This window comes from Ruegeria sp. AJ12 (assembly GCF_056536245.1).
Map to the genome: position 1 here is coordinate 1,443,949 of NZ_JBQFJJ010000001.1, position 18,390 is coordinate 1,462,338.

The following is an 18,390-nucleotide window of genomic DNA, read 5'->3' on the forward strand; positions in this document are numbered from 1 at the left end:
GGTTCTTGTTTACAGGGAAAGAAACGCATGGGATGCGTTTTCGATTGGCAATTTTGTGCCGTTCTGGTCGGATGGCGCAAGCCGAAGAGAAAAGAGAAATAATAAATGACCCGTACATCACCTCAAACAGCGACGCGCGCCGAGATTCGCCTTCCGACGCAAGAGTTGCGAGATGATATCCCGTTCTACACCAAAGTGCTCGGGATGCAGATGGACATGATTTATCCTGCCGATGATCCTCGGGTTGCAGTGTTTTCAGGGCACGGGTTGCGGTTGCGCATCGAAAAGGACGCGCCAGAAGGACCCGGAACGCTCCGAATTCTGACCGATGACCCCGAGGGATTTGCGGAGGGTCGGCGTGTGCTCGTCGCCCCGAACGGAACCCGAATTGAGATTGAGGAACTGGACCCACCGCTGGTCATGCCGGAAACGGTACATTCCTTTGTGGTGCGCAGGCTCAAGGATCAGGCGCCATGGATCATTGGCCGGGCTGGCATGCACTACCGGGATTTGGTGCCCGACAGGCTGGGCGGATCCATTATCGCCAGCCATATCCGCATCCCGGATGGCGGCCCGGTGCCCGATATGGTTCATTTCCACAAGGTCGGGTTTCAATTGATCTTTTGCATTCACGGCTGGGTGGATGTGGTTTACGAGGATCAGGGCGAAAAGATGCGGCTGACCGCAGGAGATTGCTTCATCCAGCCACCGGAAATCCGTCACCGCGTATTGGAAGCATCCGACAATGTGCAGGTGATTGAGATCGGAGTACCGGCCGAACATGTCACCGAAATCGATTATGACATGGAATTGCCCACACCACATCTCCGACCGGATCGCGAATGGCAGGGGCAGCGCTTTGTCTACAACCAGGTCAAGGACGCGGAATGGGGGCCGTTCCGCCTGCCGGGTTACACCTGCCGTGACACGACGATTGCCCAAAACACCAAGGGCGTTGCAGGGGTGCAGGTCGCGCGACGGGGGCAGGGCGAACCAGTCTGGTCCAGCCACGATACCGATATCCACTTCTCATTTGTGATGAATGGGGCCGTCACGCTGGAGGGTGAGGGGCGCGAGCCCTATCGGCTGGAACAGGGTGACGCCTTTGTCATACCGCCGGGTATGCGCACGCGCCTTGGCGACCCCTCCGACGACATCGAAATAATGGAGGTCACTTTGCCGGGCACCTTCAAAACGCATCTGGATTGACTGAAAATCCCGCTGCGGGTCTTCTATTCCCTCTATAGTTTCCATTAGGGTAAGTGTTTCTGACCAGACGATCAAAAATTGGGGAATCGCCATGTCGCTGAAGGACGCCGCCTTGTCTGTGCGTGAAAAAGCTTACGCGCCCTATTCCAACTTCAAGGTGGGTGCGGCGATCCGATCCGCATCTGGTGAGATTTACGCGGGCTGCAATGTCGAGAACGTGGCCTATCCCGAAGGCACCTGTGCCGAGGCCGGAGCCATCGCTGCGATGGTGGCTGCGGGTGAACAGGAACTGGCCGAAGTCTATGTGGTAGCGTCGAGCCCTCAGCCGGTGCCGCCCTGCGGGGGGTGTCGGCAAAAGCTGGCTGAATTCGGAAAGCGCGACGTCAAGGTGACGCTGGCAACCGTTGATGGCGCAGAGCTGGAAACAAGTATCGGGCAACTGCTGCCGGGTGCTTTCGACGCATCGCATATGGAAGATGCCTGACCGGATGGACGCCCGCTCGATCATTGCGAAACTGCGCCAGCACCATGTGCCAACCCAACCGGAATTGGTTTGGTTTGCGCAGGGACTGGCTGACGGCAGTGTCAGCGACGCTCAGGCTGGGGCATTTGCCATGGCGGTTTGCATGGGCGGTCTGGGTGCGCAGGGGCGGGCTGATCTGACCATCGCAATGCGGGACAGTGGTGAGGTTTTGACCTGGGATCTGGATGGCCCGGTGATCGACAAGCACTCGACGGGCGGCGTGGGCGATTGTGTCAGTCTGGTGCTGGCACCGGCGCTGGCAGAATGCGGCGCCTATGTTCCGATGATCTCCGGGCGCGGTTTGGGACACACAGGGGGTACACTGGACAAGCTTGAGGCAATTCCGGGCGTGAGCACGCATATCAGCCAGGATAGGCTGGCGCATATCCTGCGCGATACAGGTGCAGCGATCGTGGGGGCCACCAGCCAGATCGCGCCGGCGGACAAGCGTCTCTACGCAATCCGGGATGTCACGGCAACGGTTGAAAGTCTGGACCTTATCACCGCGTCGATCTTGTCCAAGAAACTGGCTGCCAGCCCGGACGCCTTAGTACTGGACGTCAAAGTCGGCAGCGGCGCGTTCATGAAAACCATCGAAGACGCGCGCAAGCTCGCCATTGCCCTGACCGAGACTGCAAACACGGCAGGGTGCCGAACGTCCGCCGTGATTACCAATATGCATCAACCGTTGGCGCCGGCGTTGGGCAATGCGCTGGAAGTGGCCGAGGTCATGAAGGTATTGACGGGTGCGTCGGGTACTCCGCTTGCAGAGATTTCAACTGAACTGGGCGGTGTCCTGCTGCGTGATGCCGGGATGTGTGACACGGTGGATCAGGGCCGGGCCAAGATTGCCCAGATCATCGCGGATGGTCGTGCAGCCGAACGGTTCGGACGTATGATGGCGGCAGTGGGTGGTCCGTTGCGGCTTGTCGATACCTGGTCAAGGTTCCTGCCAGAGGCAAATGTGATCCGCGAGGTACCGGCCCCCAAAGATGGCTATGTGACCGCCATCGACGGAGAGGCGCTGGGCCTCGCAGTTGTTGCTTTGGGAGGTGGCCGCCAAGTGGAAAGCGACGAGATTGACCCCGCCGTCGGTCTGTCGCAAATCCTGCGCCTTGGCACGCGCGTTGCCAAAGGGGCTCCGCTTGCCTTTGTCCATGCGGCTCGTGAGGATGCGGCACAGCGTACAGCAGCTACGGTGACAGCAGCCATGACCATAGAAGACGAACAGGGCGCAGAGCCGGACCTTGTCCACGAAAGGATCACCGCATGAGCCGAGCCTTTCTTGTGGTAATGGATTCGGTGGGTATCGGCGGCGCGCCGGATGCCGGTCAGTTCTATAACGGGGAAACCCCGGATACCGGTGCCAACACGCTGGCTCATATCGCGCAGGCCTGTGTAGCGGGCGGCGCAGAAGAGGGTCGGACAGGTCCTCTGCACCTGCCAAATCTGGACGCTTTGGGTTTGGGGGCGGCTGTAGCTTTGGCGTCGGGTGATCGGGCTCCGGGATTGGGCGCTGATCCGACCGGCCTGTGGGGGTGCGCCCGCGAGCATTCTCCGGGCAAGGACACACCGTCGGGTCATTGGGAACTGGCAGGTGTGCCGGTGCCTTGGGATTGGCACTATTTCCCGGACACGGTACCGGCATTTCCCCACGATCTGACGCAAGCCGCCGCGCAGGCTGCCGGAACGTACGGCATACTGGGCAATTGCCATGCCTCCGGAACCGCAATTATTGCGGAACTGGGAGCGGAACACATGCGGACTGGTCGGCCCATCTGTTACACCTCCGCGGACAGCGTGTTTCAGATCGCGGCGCACGAGGAAAGCTTTGGTCTGGATCGACTGCTCAAAATGTGCCGAACACTCGCACCACGTTTGCACGACATGAAAGTGGGACGGGTCATCGCGCGACCTTTTGTCGGTACGCCCGAGGAGGGGTTCACCAGAACAACAAATCGAAAGGATTTTGCCATTCAACCGCCCGCACCGGTCCTCACCAATTGGGTGCAGGACGCCGGTCGCCGGGTCCATGCGGTGGGCAAGATCGGTGACATTTTCTCGATGCAGGGGATCGATACGCTGCGCAAGGGCTCGGATGCGGAATTGATGCGGCACCTCTCGGATCTGGTGGACAATGCTGAAGAGGGCAGCCTGACATTTGCCAATTTCGTCGAGTTCGACAGCCTTTACGGTCACCGTCGTGACATCAGTGGGTATGCCCGCGCTTTGGAATGGTTTGACCGAGAAATCGGCAAAGTCCTGAAAAAACTGCGCCCGGGCGATCTGATACTGTTGACCGCAGATCATGGTAACGATCCCAGTTGGACGGGGACAGACCACACCCGGGAACAGGTCCCTGTGCTGATTGCCGGTCGGGGCGCGGGCAAGATCGGTCAGGTAAACTTCACCGATGTGGCCGCCAGCATCGCCCACCACCTGAACGTCCCGGCACAAGGCCCGGGAAGGAACTTTTTATGAATGTCGCCGACCTGCCAAAGATTGAACTGCACCTCCATCACGAAGGTGCCGCACCACCGGCTTTCATTCGCCAGCTGGCACATGAAAAACAGATCGACCTGAGCGGTATTTTCAAGCCGGACGGGTCGTATGACTTTCGCGATTTTGCGCATTTCCTGAGCGTTTATGAAGCGGCCTGTGAGGTGCTGAAGACGCCCGAGGACTTTCGGCGGCTGACCTTGGCCATTCTTGAAGAAAGTGCGGAGAACGGGGTGGTTTACTCCGAGACGTTCCTCAGCCCGGATTTCTGCGGCGGAGGTGATCTGCACGCCTGGAAAGACTACTTGAACGCCATTCGGGATGCAGCGGATGAAGCCGAGGACAAGTTCGGAATCACTCTGCGGGGTATCGTCACATGTGTCCGTCATTTCGGTCCTGAACAAGCCAAGCGCAGCGCCCGTTGCGCGGCCGAAACGGCCGGAGACTGGATCACCGGCTTTGGCATGGGCGGCAATGAATCAATCGGGGCTCAGGGCGATTTCAAATGGGCGTTTGAGTGCGCGGGCGAGGCCGGCCTTCGACTGACAACGCATGCCGGCGAGTTCGGTGGACCTGACAGCGTTCGGGATGCGATCCGCCATCTGGGGGTCGAACGGGTCGGCCACGGCGTGCGTGCGATCGAAGACCCGGATCTGATCGGCGAGTTGGTTGATCGACAGGTGACGCTGGAAGTGTGCCCTGGCTCGAACGTTGTGCTGGGCCTCTTCCCCGATTTCGCGACCCATCCAATCGCGCGACTGCGCGATGCGGGTGTCAAGGTCACGGTCTCAACCGATGACCCTCCGTTTTTCCATACGACGATGCGGCGCGAGTATGAGATGCTGAATGCGGCCTTTGGCTGGGATGCCAAGGATTTTGCGGCTCTGAATGAGATGGCGCTGAACGCCGCTTTCTGCGATGAAGACACCCGCGCGCGGGTCAAGAAAAGACTGGAGATAACATGAGCGAACATCTGACCATCGTCGATCACCCGCTGGTGCAGCACAAGCTGACGCTCATGCGGGACAAGGGCACGTCGACCGCCGTCTTCCGGCAGTTGCTGCGCGAGATCACGCTGTTGCTGGCCTACGAGGTCACGCGTGAGCTCAAACTGACCACACGCCACATCGAAACCCCGATGGAAGAGATGGACGCGCCCATTCTGGCGGGCAAAAAGCTGGCGCTGGTTTCAATTCTGAGGGCCGGAAACGGAATGCTGGACGGGGTGCTGGAATTGATCCCGTCTGCCCGTGTCGGGTTTGTCGGCCTCTATCGCGACGAAGAAACGCTGAAACCGGTACAGTATTATTTCAAAGCGCCCGAAGGGTTGAAGGACCGGCTGGTCATCGCCGTGGACCCGATGCTGGCCACCGGCAACAGCTCGGCCGCTGCCATCGATCTGCTGAAAGAGGCTGGGGCCACGGATATCCGGTTCCTGTGTCTGCTGGCCGCGCCCGAAGGGGTGGCACGCATGAAAGACGCCCATCCGGACGTGCACATTGTGACGGCCGCACTTGATCGCGAGTTGAATTCCAAGGGTTACATCATGCCCGGCTTGGGCGATGCGGGTGACCGAATGTTCGGGACAAAATAGCCTGCGCTAGTCACCGCAGATGTTCTGGAGCCGGACCCAATCCCGGTCCGGCAATACTTGCTCCAGAGTGCGACCCGCCATCGGGTCGGCCTCAATCAAGCCCAGCACGGTTTCTCCGGTGATATCGCGCGCATAGGCGTAGGGCGTCGACGGCAGGGCCGCTTGTCCAAACGCGGCCAGTAGGGTTTCATCCGCCAAAGACGGGCGCGGCTCAGACAGAACCTGTTCCGTGTACGTGTCCACCATATCCGCCGTCAGTTCACCTGTCGTCAGCAACCGGAAAGCAGTCGTCGGACCGGTCCGGTCGAGAAGATCACCCAGCGGATCATGCGCCTGAGCCCGGGTGCGTTCGGCAATAATGTACCCGGCGGCCACGGCAGGGTCTTCGTGATCCTCGACAAGGGCCCGGTTCAGCAGAATGGTGCCGCCCGGCAAACTCAGGCTGTCCAGAACGCCGGCTGGCAGAATGATGATCTGACGGACACCCGTGCGCTTGGCCAACCGGTCCAAAGAGGTCTGCGCATCCCGCGCGGAACACGCCTTGCCCGAAACCCGTTCAATGCGCTGCAGGATCGTGTCGCCGATTTCTTGGCGTTTGACCTCGGGCACGACGGACACGACGTGACTTTGCAGGGCGACGGGCAACCACAAGACCAGGACAGCAAGCACGGCAACAATGACGCCTGCAACGCTGGCCCAGCGCAAGCGCCCGGGGTGGGGGCGTGATCGGTCGATGGCGCGCTGTAGACGGTCAATGGCTTCAATCATTGTGGTCTCGGATTGCGCCAGTTCCAGCGTTTCATCCGGATCGCCATCGGGATTGAAGATGGCCGGGAATGACCCCGGGTTCTGACGTTCCAGTGCGGCCAGCGACCAGTGCGTCAGGGCGCGGTCGTTGAAATCTGAAATCGTCAATGTGGCCTCGCCAATTGACACCACGACCTCCCGCCGCTGCTCATCGGGCGATGGGCGCCACAGACCGGTGGCTTCGATCCGCTGGTACTGTTTCAGGGCCGTCATTGGGTAAGGTCTGCTCGATTTCGTTTTGCCAAATCTTAGCATGGCGAATTCGCATCGCGCAAACCAGTTGCGCCGCATTTCGGATTTGTGCTGGATAGCATGATGTGCGGAGGTTCGGGTCCACCGCTCTTTGCACTCGGACGGGGACGCAGCATGCACGCAGACAAACCGACTTCGCCGGTGTTGGCATCGATGCTGATGATCAGCGCAATGGCGATCATCGGTGTCGTAGACAACGTTGTGATTCTTCTCGCCGACACCATCGGCCTGTGGCAGTTCCACCTGAGCCGCGCACTTTTGATGCTGCCGCTTATTGTCGGTCTGTCTCTGCTGGGGCTGGGCGGGTTGCGCCCCAAGCGGCTGGGCCCGGTCGTGCTGCGCAGCGTCTTGGTCACGCTGGCCATGCTGTTCTATTTCGCCTCACTGGCCTTGATGCCGATTGCGCAGGCCTTGGCAGGCCTGTTCACGTCGCCGATCTTCGTGCTGTTGATCTCTTCGCTGGCGATGAAACAGGCCATCGGTCCGTGGCGCATCCTTGCCGTCTTAGCGGGGTTTGCTGGGATTTTGTGTGTGCTGCAGCCGAACCCCACAGATTTTGACGCCCGGACGCTGCTGCCGGTTGCCGGCGGTTTATTTTATGCCTTCAGTGCCATCATCACGCGCAGTCACTGTTCCGACGAAAGCACGGTGGCCTTGCTGGCCAGTATGGTGATTACGCTGGGTCTGGCCGGGGCCGTGGGTTTGGCTGTGTTCACCGCTCTGCCGCTCGCCGCACCCGATGGTCCGGGCGGGTTTGCAATGCGTGGCTGGGTCTGGAACATGCAACCGGCCCTGCCTTGGGTCGTGGTGCAGGCGGTTGGTTCGACCGTTGCGGTGTTTATGCTGATCAAGGCGTATCAAGTGGGTGAGCCCTCTTATGTGGCTGTTTTCGAATACTCCGTGATGATCTTTGGCCCGCTCTTTGCCTGGGTTGCCCTGGGGCAGACGATCGGTGTTATGCAGATCGCAGGCATCGGACTGATTGCAGCAGCCGGGGCGTTGTTGGGATGGCGGGCAGGGCGGGCAGCTGCGGAAGTGGGGGCGCCATGATCATTTCCAAAGGTCGAGCCTATGTGTTTGTCCACATCCCTAAAACCGGTGGGACATCCCTGTCTCTGGCCCTGGAACAACGGGCGATGAAAGATGATATCCTGCTGGGCGACACCCCCAAAGCTTTGAAACGCCGCCATCGCGCGAAAGCGCTGAAGGCCGCGGGCCGATTGTGGAAGCATTCAACACTTGCCGATATTGACGGGGTGCTGCCGCCCGAGGACCTGCAATCGCTCTTTGCGTTCACGCTGGTCCGCAACCCGTGGGATCGGATCGTCAGTTACTATTACTGGCTGCGCGAGCAGAGCTTTGACCACAGGGCTGTCGCTTTGGCAAAATCCTCGGACTTCGAGACATTCGTCTTGAGCCCCGCGATGTTGCGGTCTTTTCAGCAGTTTCCGGCCCGCGCTTACATGACGAGGGCCGACGAGGTGGAGCAGTGTCAGGCGTATATTCGGCTGGAGCACTTTGAGACGGACGCCCAACCGTTGTTCGATCACTTGGGGTTCAAAGTTGAATTGCCATGTCTCAATCGATCAAACCGCAAGAAGGATTTTCGTAGCTATTACTCGCCTCAGACAGCGGCAGCGGTGGCACAAGTCTGTGCTGAGGATATTCAGAGATTCGGATATCGGTTCGACTGATCCGTCAGGCTTGCGTTTCCAAAACGGAATTAAATGATGAATCTTTTGGTGCTCTGTTCCGGTTTTTGAGCTTTATCGCCCCTATGAAGGCTCAATTTGGGCGCAAATATGTCAAAATTAAGTCGCCCTTTCACTTTCCATGCTAGCAGTTGCAGACGATTGAAGGTGCCAAAAGGGGGTGAGGCACGTGTTTGAAGTAACGAGTGTTTCGGATTTTTCCGATTTTTCTGAAGAGATGGATGCGACGGTGCCTCGCGATGCGGTCAACGCGCGCCGGGGTGGGTTTCTGCACGGAACCAAAGTTGCGACAGCGGGTGGATGGAAGCCGGTTGAGCGGCTTGTCGCAGGTGATGTCGTCCGCACGCTGGATCACGGGTTCAAGGAGGTGTGTCGCGTCTCGAACAACCGCGTGGCCGTGCCGCTCGGTGAAACCCGAGCCGAGAACCTGCCGGTCTTTGTTCCTGCACACACCGTCCATAATGGGCGACCGGTCTGGCTGATGCCGGAACAAGGCATCGCCATGGACCTTAACAAGCTTGACCCTGAGACCGAAGGTCTGGCGGTGTTCCCGGCGCGGTTGCTCAGTGGCAAATGCCAGCTCAAATCCCGCGCGCCTGGAACATCATTTGCGGTTAGCACGCTGTTTTTCGAACAGGATGAGGTCATCTTTGTTGAGGGTGGGCTGCAGGCCTATTGCCCGTCAGGCCGGTTCAACAGGCGCACAGCGTCTGATCAAACGCTCTACAGCGTGGCGGACGAAGACACAGCTATTGCGTATACTAACATGATTGCAACCAAGGGCGATTTGTCCGCCCTTGCAAACTCGTTGGGTGCACTGCCTGCACCCATCCCGCAGGAACCGGTTTTCCCGATCCGTCCCCCCAGGGGGATACGCAGACCGGGGCGTCCGGGTCGGCCCGATGCGTCGGCCTTGTTTCTGCGGTCAGAATGGCAGACCTAACCAAACATCACGAGAACGATGCAGGCGCGTGATATCGCGCGCCTGCATCATATGGGTTAAGCCGCCTTTGCTTCGGGGTCGAAGCGCCCGTAGAAGCTCTGGCCCTTTTCAGCCATCTCACGCAGCAGCGCCGGGCAGGCAAAGCGTTCACCATAAGCCTCGCTCAGTTGATCGCAGCGTTCAGCGGCGTAGGGCGTGCCGATGATATCCAGCCAGCTGAGCGGACCACCCGACCACGGGGCAAACCCCCATCCAAGGATCGCACCCACGTCGCCTTCGCGGATGTCCTCCAACACGCCTTCTTCCAGCGCGCGGACGGCCTCAAGGACCTGTGCGAACATCAGACGTTCCTGCACCTCGATCAGATCAGGCTGCTCGGTGGCCAGCGGGTACTTGTCTTGCAAACCCTTCCAGTATTCGACGCGCTTGCCTTTTTCGTCATAGTCGAAAAAGCCCGCGTTGGCCTTGCGACCCAGACGGCCCTGTTCTTCCATCCAGAAGATCAGATCGTCCGAGGGGCTTTCGGGATAGGCATTGCCCATCGCTGCCTTGGTCGCACGTGCAATCTTGGCCCCCAGATCAATCGAGGTTTCATCGGTCAGCTGAATCGGTCCAACCGGGAAGCCCAACTGACGTGCCGCGTTGTCGATCAGGATCGGGCTGACGCCCTCGGTGATCATGCGCGCGCCTTCATTGATGTAGGGGATGATGCAGCGGTTGGCGTAGAAGAAACGTGCATCGTTGACCACGATCGGTGTCTTGCGGATCTGACGCACATAGTCCAGCGCCTTGGCCACCGCGCGATCACCGGTTTCCTTGCCTTTGATGATCTCAACCAGGAACATCTTTTCAACAGGTGAAAAGAAGTGAATGCCGATGAACTGATCCGCGCGGACCGACGCCTTGGCCAGATCGCTGATCGGCAGGGTGGAGGTGTTCGAGGCAAAGATGCAGTCGTCTGGGATGATCGCCTCGACCTTCTTGGTCATCTCGGCTTTCACGCCCATGTCTTCGAACACAGCTTCGATGATCAGATCGCAGCCTTTCAGGTGCGCAAGGTCAGGCGTGGCGGTGATGCGACCCAGCATGGCTTCTTTCTTCTCAGCCGTAACCTTGCCGCGTTTCATGCCCTTGTCCAGATAGGTCTCGGTATAGGCCTTGCCCTTGTCGGCAGCTTCCTGATCGCGGTCGACAAGAACAACTTCCATCCCGGCTTGAGCCGATACCAGCGCAATACCTGCGCCCATCATTCCTGCGCCCAGAACACCGATCTTCTTGACCGATTGATCCGGCACACCTGAGGGACGCACGGCACCTTTTTCCAGCGCTTCCTTATTCAGGAACAGCGAGCGGATCATCGCGCCCGAAGACGGGTTCATCAGAACGGACGTGAACCAGCGCGCTTCGATCTTCAGCGCAGTGTCGAAATCGACCAGCGCGCCTTCATAAACTGCGCTCAGCAGAGCTTTGGCAGCCGGGAACGCACCTTGGGTCTTGCCGTTCACCATCGCCGAGGCACCGACGAAGTTCATGAAACCCGCGGGGTGGTAAGGGGCACCACCGGGCATCTTGTAACCCTTCGCGTCCCATGGCTTGACGATATCGGCATCCTTGGCGTTCAGCACCCATTCCTTGGCTGCGGCCATCGGATCGGCTGCGATCTCGTCGATATAGCCCGCGCCCTTGGCCTTTTTGACGTCCAGCATTTTGCCTTCCAACAGCAACGGGGCCGCCGCGATGGCGCCGACCTTGCGGACCATCCGCGTCGTTCCGCCCGCGCCAGGAAAGATGCCGACCATGATCTCTGGCAGGCCATATTTGGCCTTGGGGTTCTCAGCCGCAAAGATGCGGTGCGTCGACAGTGGCAGTTCCATTCCGATGCCTGCAGCGGTGCCGGGCAGAACGGTGGCAATCGGTTTGCCGCCCTTTTTCGTCTTGGGGTCCATGCCTGCCATCTCGATCTTGCGCAACAGGGCGTGCATCTGCATCGTGCCGTCGAACAGACCTTTGGCCGGGTTGTCGCCTGCCTGTTCCTTCATCACGGCCAACAGGTTCAGGTCCATGCCGCCCGCAAACGACCCGTCCTTGCCCGAGGTGACGATAATGCCCTTGATCTCATCATCGGCAAGCGCCTGATCAATGCAATCGCTCAGCTGAGCCAAGCCGTCAAAGGACATCACGTTCATCGTTTTGCCTGGAACATCCCAAGTGATAATGCCGACGCCGTCCGCGTCTTTGCTCAGAGTGAAATCAGTCATTGTCATCTCCAATCTGGTCAGCCGTCAGCGGGCTGCCGTCTTTCCGGGTGAAAGAGAATCCGTTCTCATCATCCTTCACCATCATGTCTATGTCGCTGTAATAGCCGGTCTCGGTCGGGGTCCGCGTGCCCACCACCAAAAAGGTTGCGGGCGCATCGGTCTTGTTGACAAGGTGATGGCCGTTGGCCTCACCTGCTGGCCAAGCGGCGCAGTCACCGGGCAGCATCTCATGTTCACCATCCTCATCGATCAGCACGCATTGGCCGCTGAGCATGATGGCAAACTCGTCCTGCTCCATGTGGTAATGGCGCAGCGAGGACAAAGCCCCCGGTTCAAGCCGTACGACGTTGACCCCAAATTGGGTCAGCCCGCCAGCATCTCCGACGCCTTGGTTGAAACGACCGCCAACCGCCTTAGCCAGTTTGCCGGGATAGGACGAACCGCCCCGAAACGGGATCTGCGAAAGGTCGAGCTTGGGCATCAGACGCGCTCGATAATGGTTGCCGCACCCATGCCGGACGCGATGCAGAGCGTGGCCAGACCGGTTTCCTTGTCCTGACGCTCCAGCTCATCCAGCAGCGTGCCGATGATCATCGCGCCGGTTGCGCCCAGCGGGTGACCCATCGCGATCGAGCCGCCGTTGACGTTTACCAGAGCCGGGTCGACGTCGAACGCCTGCTGGAAGCGCAGCACGACCGAGGCGAAGGCTTCGTTCACCTCGAACAGGTCCAGATCGCTGATCTGCATGCCGTTGTCGGCAAGGATCTTCTCGGTCACCGGAACCGGACCGGTCAGCATGATGGTCGGGTCGGTGCCGATCTTGGCGGTTGCTTTGATGCGGGCACGTGGCTTGAGGCCGTATTTCTCACCGAATTCCTTGTTGCCGATCAGAACAGCGGCTGAGCCGTCCACGATGCCCGAGCTGTTGCCCGCATGGTGGATGTGGTTGATCCGCTCCAGATGCGGGTATTTCAGCATCGCGACTTTGTCGAAACCTGGCATTTGCTCGCCCATCATCTGGAAGGACGGGTTCAACGCGCCGAGGCTCTGCATGTCGGTACCGGGGCGCATGTATTCGTCACGGTCCAGAATGGTCAGGCCGTTCTGGTCCTTGATGGTGATGACCGACTTCTCGAACCGGTTGTCTTCCCAGGCGGCTGCTGCGCGTTTCTGAGATTCGACGGCCAATGCGTCGGCGTCATCCCGGGAGAAGCCATACTCGGTTGCGATGATATCTGCCGAGATGCCCTGAGGCACGAAATAGGTCTCCATTGCCAGCGACGGATCGACCGCTATCGCGGCACCATCGCTGCCCATGGCCACACGGCCCATCATCTCAACGCCGCCAGCGATATAAGCATCACCCGCGCCGCCTTTGACCTGGTTCGCGGCCAGGTTCACGGCTTCCATGCCCGAGGCGCAGAACCGGTTGATCGCCAGGCCGGGGATCGACTGGTCGAGGTCAGAGGCCAGAACCGCCGAGCGTGCCAGACAGCCGCCTTGCTCCATCACCTGCGTGACGTTGCCCCAGATCACGTCCTCAACGGCGTGGCCTTCGAGGTTGTTACGCTCTTTCATTGCGTTCAGGGTCAGGGCGGACAGGCGCACCGAGGTGACCTCGTGCAGGCTGCCATCCTTGCGGCCCTTGCCGCGCGGTGTGCGCAGGGCGTCATAAATATATGCTTCGGTCATGGGGTCTTCTCCTTAAGCTCGATCCGACGGGTTGCCGGGCATCAGGTCATAGGGGTGTTTCCAGCCGGGCTGCTCGGACAGGCGTTGCAGCCAGGCGTCGATATTGGGCCAGTCGGCACGGTCAAAGCCGAATGGTTCGGGGTAGTAGAGGTAGCCACAGCAGCTGAGATCGGCGTTGGTCACGCCGTCCCCAACAATCCAGTCGCGGCCCTCAAGGTGGGTGTTCAGAACATCGTAGGCCGCTTTCAGGCGACCTTGGTTGAAGGCAATCACATCTGCATTGCGGTGTTCTTCGGGGAGGAAGTTGATCAGAAAGCGTGTCACGCCCGCCATTGAGCTGAGCTTGTGATTGTCCCACAGAACCCAGCGCAGGATGTCGTAGTTCTCTTCCCGGGTCTTGCCGCCAAACTTGCCAGATTTCTCAGTGATGTAGGCCTGAATGGCACCAGATTGGGAGGTTTTGAAATCACCATCGATCAAGAAAGGTGCTTCGCCCATCACGTTGACGTCCGAGCGGAACTCGGGGCTGCGGGTGACACCTTTGAAGAAATCGACAAAGACCGGCTCCCACTCGAGGCCGGACATTTCCAGCGCCAGAGCGGCCTTGTACGAATTGCCGCTTTCACCGAAGCAGTGCAGTTTTATGGTCATGCGATCGCCCCTCCCGTGGCGTTTGTGCATCGTCCGCCCAAGCTTTTCGGCCTTGGTGCCTAGCGCTTGCGTGCCTCCAACTCGGAATTGAAGAGACGCAATCGATGGGTCAGGTTGTCTTCATCGATGACGCTGTTGAAATTCTCGAACAGAAAAGACAGCGCTTCGCCTTCATCCAACCCGGCCTCACGGGCAAAAGCCCTGAGTTTGCGATAGCCGTCTTCGGTCATGGCAACCGGGAAGCGGCGCGTAAGGCGAAAGCGTTTGGGCATTCTGTCTCCTCCGAAGTGTAGGGCTCGGGCGGTGCCGCCCGAGCCCAGACTGTGATCAGAAGCTCGCCGCGTCCAGTGCCATTACCGTGTCCGCGCCGGTCTGAATGCGCGCTAGGTGCACACCCGTCGCGGGCAGGCGGCGCGCCATATAGAAACGTCCGGTGGTGATCTTGGTCTCGTAGAACTCTTTGTCCGAGGCTCCACCGTCCAGCGCATCTTGCGCGGCCTTTGCCATCTGCGCCCACATCAGGCCGAGGCAAACATGGCCGAACATGTGCATGAAGTCATAAGACCCGGACAGAGCATTGTTCGGGTTCTTCATACCTTCCTGCATGAAGTACATGCCAGCGGCCTGCAGGTCCTTCGACGCGGCTTTCAGCGGTTCGATGAACGCTTGGTCATAGGCCTCGTCCTTGCCGCTGTTTTCCTTGCAGAAGGTTTTGACCATATCGAAGAAGGCCATGACGTGCTTGCCGCCATCCTGCGCCAGTTTACGGCCCACGAGGTCCAGCGCCTGAACGCCGTTTGCGCCTTCGTAGATCATCGCGATCCGGGCATCGCGGGTGTATTGCGACATGCCCCATTCTTCGATGTAGCCGTGACCGCCATAGACCTGTTGGGCCTGAACGGTCATGTCATAGCCTTCGTCCGTCAGGAAGCCCTTGATGACCGGGGTCAGCAGCGAGATCAGCCCGTCCGCATCCTTGTCGCCCGACCGATGCGCCTTGTCGATCATCGTAGCGCCCCACAGGATGAAAGCACGCGCGCCCTCGGTGAAGCTTTTCTGATCCATCAGGCTGCGGCGGATGTCGGGGTGAACGATCAGCGGATCGGCAGGGCCGTCAGGGTTCTTCACGCCGGTCACATCGCGGCCCTGCAGGCGGTCCTTGGCATATTCCAGAGCGTTCTGGAACGCGGCCTCGGCCTGAGACAGGCCCTGCATCCCCACACCCAGACGCGCTTCGTTCATCATGGTGAACATGGCGCGCATGCCTTTGTGCTCTTCGCCCAGCAGCCAACCGGTTGCCTCGTCATAGTTCATGACGCAGGTCGAGTTGCCGTGGATGCCCATCTTTTCTTCGATCTTGCCAACCGAGACGCCGTTGCGTTCACCTAGTGAGCCGTCTTCGTTCACCATGTATTTGGGCACGATGAACAGCGAGACACCCTTGATGCCTTCGGGGCCGCCGGGGATTTTCGCCAGTACCAGATGGATGATGTTGTCGGCCATGTCATGATCGCCGGACGAGATAAAGATCTTCTGCCCCGAGATTTTATAGCTGCCGTCGCCTTGCGGTTCCGCCTTGGTGCGCATCAGGCCCAGATCGGTACCGCAATGCGGTTCGGTCAGGTTCATGGTGCCGGTCCATTCACAGCTGACCATGTTGGGCAAATAGGTGTTCTTCTGTTCGTCGGTTCCGTGCGCCAGAATGGCCGAGGCCGCACCATGGGTCAGGCCCTGGTACATCACGAAGGCTTGGTTCGCACCCGAGAACATCTCACCCACTGCGGTACCTATCACGTAGGGCATGTTCTGGCCGCCATACTCTTCCGGCATGTCGAGGCCAGTCCAGCCACCTTCCTTCATCTGCTCGAAGGCGTCTTTGAAACCGGTAGGGGTGTACACAATGCCGTTTTCCAACCGGCAGCCTTCGGTGTCACCGACCACGTTCAGCGGGTGCAGAACGTTGGTGGCAACCTTGCCGGCCTCTTCCAGAACCGCGCCGGTAAACTCGGCCTCCAGTTCGTCATAGCCGGGGATATCCGACTGAGAGACTTTCAGAACGTTGTGCAGAATAAACTGCGTGTCTTTGGTTGGCGCGTTGTATACGGGCATGTGAAGCTCCCTTAATTCATATGTCCGGAGGTTGGGCTTATTCAGCCGCCTTCTTTTCCTGTTTCATCGAGGCGATCACTTTCTCGCCCCAGCGCAGTTGTTCTTTCAGATCGTCGATGGCTTGCGTCAGTTCTTCGCGACGCGATTCCATGTCGGCCAGACGTTCGCACGCAATCTCATAGGTGCGGGACATCTGGGTCAGTTGCTGGTCACCCACATGGTACAGATCCAGAAGCTGGCGGATTTCTTCCAGGCTGAAGCCAAACCGTTTGCCACGCAGGATCAGTTTAAGGCGTGCGCGGTCGCGCTTGGTGAACAGGCGTTTCTGGCCGTCACGGATTGGAAACAAAAGCTCTTTTGCTTCGTAGAACCGCAAAGTGCGCGGAGTGACATCGTAGGTCTCGCACATTTGGCGGATGGTCATCAGATCTTCGGTCATTCGTCAAACTCTCATCACTGGCGTCATGCGCCATGAGTTGCGCAGTTGCTGCACGCTTTACAACATCTGAGTGACGTTTACGTAATCTGAACGCTGCGTCATTTCAAAGTTGACGTAACATCCGGGCGCGTAAAGTGAGGTTGGCGCAATTTTCTTCCGCAGGGTAGAGCGAGTTTTGACACTGCTTCACGGAGTCTAACGGCATTGCCCAAGGGTTTCGCCGAATCCTGATTGGATCTTGGCTAGGCCCGATACCTTCACAGATTTCTAAGCGGGTCAGCTCAAGGATCGGGCCGTCTGGTCACGAAGGCGTTTGAGCTCGTCCATGGCCTCATCCAGTTGCTCGCGCTGCTGACGCAGTTCCGCCATCTGGCGATCGGCCATGTCGACGAATGTGGCCATCTGGGCCTGATTGCCCTGATCCTCGTAAATCAGCAGCCACTGGCGAATTTCTTCCAGAGGAAAACCGAATTTTCGCCCTCGCATGATCAGCTTCATCCGTGCGCATTCCCGCGCCCCATAGAACCGGGACCGGCCTTCCCGGTCCGGCTGCAACAGCTCGATATACTCGTAGTAGCGCAGCGTGCGCGGTGTCACATCAAACTCGGCGCACATCTCTTTGAATGACAAACGGTTGTCGGACATTCGGGGTCTCCTCGTTCGCAACCTAGGGTGTCGTGACGACAAGCGCAACAGGTGGGCTTGCCCTTTGCTTGGGCCCCGGCTCATAAAGGGGGACAAGACAACAGGACGCAACCCCATGGTCGACAAGACAGAATTAGCCCGACAGTTCATCGAGGCGATCCCTCACGCCAGGGCGCTGGGCCTCAAGCTGGTGCAGATCGGCGCGGGTGAGGCGGAAATCACCATGCCGTACAACGAGGACCTGATCGGGGACCCACGGACCGGCGTGATTCACGGCGGCGCGGTCTCGACCATTCTGGACACGTGCTGTGGGGCCGCCGTGATGAGTCATCCCTCCGCACCGGGTGGGACGGCCACGATCGATCTGCGCATCGACTATATGAGGGCCGCAACGCCGGGGCAGACGATCACAGCCAAAGCCAGTTGCTATCACATCACACGAAACGTCGCCTTCGTGCGGGCGACCGCCATGGATGACGATCATGACCGCCCGGTGGCGACGGCCTCAGGCTCCTTCACGGTCGAGGGGATTTAAGATGGCCAGACCCCGTCCCGAACCTATGCAGGTTGTCAAAAACCGCCGAGATGCGGCGCTGAACGCGCTTGTTGGCGGTGTCCCATACATCCGCTTTCTGAACATCACTTTCGACCGCCGCGGGGACGAGCTGACCGGCGTTCTGAACTTTGATGACAAGCTGATCGGTAACCCTTTGCTGCCTGCGATGCACGGTGGCGTGACAGCCGCTTTCCTTGAGGTTACGGCCGTGATCACGTTGAGTTGGGAGCACATGTTTCCCCGCATCGAAAGTGGAGAGATTGACGCAGAGGCGATTATCAAAGACGCAAGCATCCGCTTCCCCAAAACCATCGACTTCACGGTTGACTACCTCCGTTCCGGTTTGCCCCGAGACGCATATGCCCGGGCGTTCATAAACCGATCCGGGCGCCGTTACGCCTCGGTCCGGGTAGAGGCCTGGCAGGACAATCACGCGAAACTCTTCGCCCAGGGTACCGGTCATTTCCTGATGCCCCAGCCGGCACGCGCCAAGGGCTGATC

The 18,390-nt window shown here is 59.2% G+C and carries 20 protein-coding genes; 11 read left to right on the forward strand and 9 right to left on the reverse strand.

Annotated features, from left to right (window positions below):
* Nucleotides 1-105: 105 nt before the first annotated feature.
* The 6 genes from ACR3E0_RS07325 to upp all read left to right on the forward strand — a co-directional run bounded on the left by ACR3E0_RS07325 (nt 106) and on the right by upp (nt 5,825).
* Nucleotides 106-1,209: a cupin domain-containing protein gene (locus ACR3E0_RS07325; RefSeq protein WP_480477610.1), complete on the forward strand. Its 1,104-nt coding sequence runs from the start codon at nt 106-108 to the stop codon at nt 1,207-1,209.
* Nucleotides 1,210-1,300: 91 nt separating this feature from the next.
* Nucleotides 1,301-1,693 (forward strand): cytidine deaminase, encoded by a 393-nt coding sequence (locus ACR3E0_RS07330; RefSeq protein ID WP_480477612.1) that lies wholly within the window; start codon nt 1,301-1,303, stop codon nt 1,691-1,693.
* A gap of 4 nt (nt 1,694-1,697) precedes the next feature.
* Complete coding sequence (locus ACR3E0_RS07335) at nt 1,698-3,005, forward strand: thymidine phosphorylase (protein ID WP_480480968.1); 1,308 nt, start codon at nt 1,698-1,700, stop codon at nt 3,003-3,005.
* Nucleotides 3,002-4,213 (forward strand): phosphopentomutase, encoded by a 1,212-nt coding sequence (locus ACR3E0_RS07340; protein ID WP_480477614.1) that lies wholly within the window; start codon nt 3,002-3,004, stop codon nt 4,211-4,213. The genes ACR3E0_RS07335 and ACR3E0_RS07340 overlap by 4 nt, the downstream gene beginning before the upstream one ends.
* On the forward strand, nt 4,210-5,196 hold the full coding sequence (locus ACR3E0_RS07345) for an adenosine deaminase (protein ID WP_480477616.1): 987 nt from the start codon (nt 4,210-4,212) through the stop codon (nt 5,194-5,196). Before ACR3E0_RS07340 ends, ACR3E0_RS07345 begins: the two co-directional genes overlap by 4 nt.
* Complete coding sequence (upp, locus tag ACR3E0_RS07350; protein WP_480477618.1) at nt 5,193-5,825, forward strand: uracil phosphoribosyltransferase; 633 nt, start codon at nt 5,193-5,195, stop codon at nt 5,823-5,825. Before ACR3E0_RS07345 ends, upp begins: the two co-directional genes overlap by 4 nt.
* A 6-nt stretch (nt 5,826-5,831) precedes the next feature.
* On the opposite strand, the gene ACR3E0_RS07355 is transcribed toward upp, so the two are convergent.
* Nucleotides 5,832-6,845 carry a hypothetical protein gene (locus ACR3E0_RS07355; RefSeq protein WP_480477620.1) on the reverse strand — a complete coding sequence of 338 codons (1,014 nt, stop codon included), beginning with the start codon at nt 6,843-6,845 and terminating at the stop codon, nt 5,832-5,834.
* 153 nt (nt 6,846-6,998) lie between these two features.
* Here ACR3E0_RS07355 and ACR3E0_RS07360 point away from each other — a divergent pair, with 153 nt between their 5' ends.
* From ACR3E0_RS07360 to ACR3E0_RS07370, 3 genes are all read left to right on the forward strand, one after another.
* Nucleotides 6,999-7,934 carry a DMT family transporter gene (locus ACR3E0_RS07360; RefSeq protein WP_480477622.1) on the forward strand — a complete coding sequence of 312 codons (936 nt, stop codon included), beginning with the start codon at nt 6,999-7,001 and terminating at the stop codon, nt 7,932-7,934.
* The gene (locus tag ACR3E0_RS07365; RefSeq protein WP_480477624.1) at nt 7,931-8,578 is read left to right on the forward strand and encodes a sulfotransferase family 2 domain-containing protein; all 648 of its coding nucleotides are present in this window, start codon (nt 7,931-7,933) and stop codon (nt 8,576-8,578) included. The genes ACR3E0_RS07360 and ACR3E0_RS07365 overlap by 4 nt, the downstream gene beginning before the upstream one ends.
* A 187-nt stretch (nt 8,579-8,765) precedes the next feature.
* Complete coding sequence (locus ACR3E0_RS07370) at nt 8,766-9,539, forward strand: Hint domain-containing protein (protein WP_480477626.1); 774 nt, start codon at nt 8,766-8,768, stop codon at nt 9,537-9,539.
* A gap of 56 nt (nt 9,540-9,595) precedes the next feature.
* Here the strand turns inward: ACR3E0_RS07370 and ACR3E0_RS07375 are convergent, their stop codons facing one another.
* The 8 genes from ACR3E0_RS07375 to ACR3E0_RS07410 all read right to left on the reverse strand — a co-directional run bounded on the left by ACR3E0_RS07375 (nt 9,596) and on the right by ACR3E0_RS07410 (nt 17,333).
* Nucleotides 9,596-11,797 (reverse strand): 3-hydroxyacyl-CoA dehydrogenase NAD-binding domain-containing protein, encoded by a 2,202-nt coding sequence (locus ACR3E0_RS07375; RefSeq protein WP_480477628.1) that lies wholly within the window; start codon nt 11,795-11,797, stop codon nt 9,596-9,598.
* The gene (locus ACR3E0_RS07380) at nt 11,790-12,278 is read right to left on the reverse strand and encodes a cupin domain-containing protein (RefSeq protein ID WP_480477630.1); all 489 of its coding nucleotides are present in this window, start codon (nt 12,276-12,278) and stop codon (nt 11,790-11,792) included. Before ACR3E0_RS07380 ends, ACR3E0_RS07375 begins: the two co-directional genes overlap by 8 nt.
* Nucleotides 12,278-13,489, reverse strand: coding sequence for an acetyl-CoA C-acetyltransferase (locus ACR3E0_RS07385; RefSeq protein ID WP_480477632.1), 1,212 nt, complete (start codon nt 13,487-13,489; stop codon nt 12,278-12,280). Before ACR3E0_RS07385 ends, ACR3E0_RS07380 begins: the two co-directional genes overlap by 1 nt.
* Before the next feature lie 12 nt (nt 13,490-13,501).
* Nucleotides 13,502-14,140, reverse strand: a complete 639-nt coding sequence (locus ACR3E0_RS07390) for a glutathione S-transferase family protein (protein ID WP_480477634.1) — start codon at nt 14,138-14,140, stop codon at nt 13,502-13,504.
* Between the two features lie 59 nt (nt 14,141-14,199).
* Nucleotides 14,200-14,412, reverse strand: coding sequence for a hypothetical protein (locus ACR3E0_RS07395; RefSeq protein ID WP_152457422.1), 213 nt, complete (start codon nt 14,410-14,412; stop codon nt 14,200-14,202).
* A 55-nt stretch (nt 14,413-14,467) separates the two neighbouring features.
* Nucleotides 14,468-16,249, reverse strand: coding sequence for an acyl-CoA dehydrogenase C-terminal domain-containing protein (locus ACR3E0_RS07400; RefSeq protein WP_480477636.1), 1,782 nt, complete (start codon nt 16,247-16,249; stop codon nt 14,468-14,470).
* 37 nt (nt 16,250-16,286) lie between these two features.
* A complete protein-coding gene (locus ACR3E0_RS07405; protein WP_480477638.1) occupies nt 16,287-16,688 on the reverse strand; it encodes a MerR family transcriptional regulator in 402 nt (133 codons plus the stop codon).
* 276 nt (nt 16,689-16,964) lie between these two features.
* Complete coding sequence (locus ACR3E0_RS07410; RefSeq protein WP_480477640.1) at nt 16,965-17,333, reverse strand: MerR family transcriptional regulator; 369 nt, start codon at nt 17,331-17,333, stop codon at nt 16,965-16,967.
* Between the two features lie 115 nt (nt 17,334-17,448).
* Here ACR3E0_RS07410 and ACR3E0_RS07415 point away from each other — a divergent pair, with 115 nt between their 5' ends.
* Nucleotides 17,449-17,868: a PaaI family thioesterase gene (locus ACR3E0_RS07415; RefSeq protein ID WP_480477642.1), complete on the forward strand. Its 420-nt coding sequence runs from the start codon at nt 17,449-17,451 to the stop codon at nt 17,866-17,868.
* 1 nt (nt 17,869) lies between these two features.
* Nucleotides 17,870-18,388: a PaaI family thioesterase gene (locus ACR3E0_RS07420; RefSeq protein WP_480477644.1), complete on the forward strand. Its 519-nt coding sequence runs from the start codon at nt 17,870-17,872 to the stop codon at nt 18,386-18,388.
* Nucleotides 18,389-18,390 lie beyond the last annotated feature (2 nt).

What these genes read in the sequence shown, in the direction of transcription:
- ACR3E0_RS07325 (WP_480477610.1), top strand. Translation starts at nt 106, where the DNA reads ATGACCCGTACATCACCTCAAACAGCGACGCGCGCCGAGATTCGCCTT.
- ACR3E0_RS07330 (WP_480477612.1), top strand. Translation starts at nt 1,301, where the DNA reads ATGTCGCTGAAGGACGCCGCCTTGTCTGTGCGTGAAAAAGCTTACGCG.
- ACR3E0_RS07335 (WP_480480968.1), top strand. Translation starts at nt 1,698, where the DNA reads ATGGACGCCCGCTCGATCATTGCGAAACTGCGCCAGCACCATGTGCCA.
- ACR3E0_RS07340 (WP_480477614.1), top strand. Translation starts at nt 3,002, where the DNA reads ATGAGCCGAGCCTTTCTTGTGGTAATGGATTCGGTGGGTATCGGCGGC.
- ACR3E0_RS07345 (WP_480477616.1), top strand. Translation starts at nt 4,210, where the DNA reads ATGAATGTCGCCGACCTGCCAAAGATTGAACTGCACCTCCATCACGAA.
- upp (WP_480477618.1), top strand. Translation starts at nt 5,193, where the DNA reads ATGAGCGAACATCTGACCATCGTCGATCACCCGCTGGTGCAGCACAAG.
- ACR3E0_RS07355 (WP_480477620.1), bottom strand. Translation starts at nt 6,845, where the DNA reads ATGACGGCCCTGAAACAGTACCAGCGGATCGAAGCCACCGGTCTGTGG.
- ACR3E0_RS07360 (WP_480477622.1), top strand. Translation starts at nt 6,999, where the DNA reads ATGCACGCAGACAAACCGACTTCGCCGGTGTTGGCATCGATGCTGATG.
- ACR3E0_RS07365 (WP_480477624.1), top strand. Translation starts at nt 7,931, where the DNA reads ATGATCATTTCCAAAGGTCGAGCCTATGTGTTTGTCCACATCCCTAAA.
- ACR3E0_RS07375 (WP_480477628.1), bottom strand. Translation starts at nt 11,797, where the DNA reads ATGACTGATTTCACTCTGAGCAAAGACGCGGACGGCGTCGGCATTATC.
- ACR3E0_RS07380 (WP_480477630.1), bottom strand. Translation starts at nt 12,278, where the DNA reads ATGCCCAAGCTCGACCTTTCGCAGATCCCGTTTCGGGGCGGTTCGTCC.
- ACR3E0_RS07385 (WP_480477632.1), bottom strand. Translation starts at nt 13,489, where the DNA reads ATGACCGAAGCATATATTTATGACGCCCTGCGCACACCGCGCGGCAAG.
- ACR3E0_RS07390 (WP_480477634.1), bottom strand. Translation starts at nt 14,140, where the DNA reads ATGACCATAAAACTGCACTGCTTCGGTGAAAGCGGCAATTCGTACAAG.
- ACR3E0_RS07395 (WP_152457422.1), bottom strand. Translation starts at nt 14,412, where the DNA reads ATGCCCAAACGCTTTCGCCTTACGCGCCGCTTCCCGGTTGCCATGACC.
- ACR3E0_RS07400 (WP_480477636.1), bottom strand. Translation starts at nt 16,249, where the DNA reads ATGCCCGTATACAACGCGCCAACCAAAGACACGCAGTTTATTCTGCAC.
- ACR3E0_RS07405 (WP_480477638.1), bottom strand. Translation starts at nt 16,688, where the DNA reads ATGACCGAAGATCTGATGACCATCCGCCAAATGTGCGAGACCTACGAT.
- ACR3E0_RS07410 (WP_480477640.1), bottom strand. Translation starts at nt 17,333, where the DNA reads ATGTCCGACAACCGTTTGTCATTCAAAGAGATGTGCGCCGAGTTTGAT.
- ACR3E0_RS07415 (WP_480477642.1), top strand. Translation starts at nt 17,449, where the DNA reads ATGGTCGACAAGACAGAATTAGCCCGACAGTTCATCGAGGCGATCCCT.
- ACR3E0_RS07420 (WP_480477644.1), top strand. Translation starts at nt 17,870, where the DNA reads ATGGCCAGACCCCGTCCCGAACCTATGCAGGTTGTCAAAAACCGCCGA.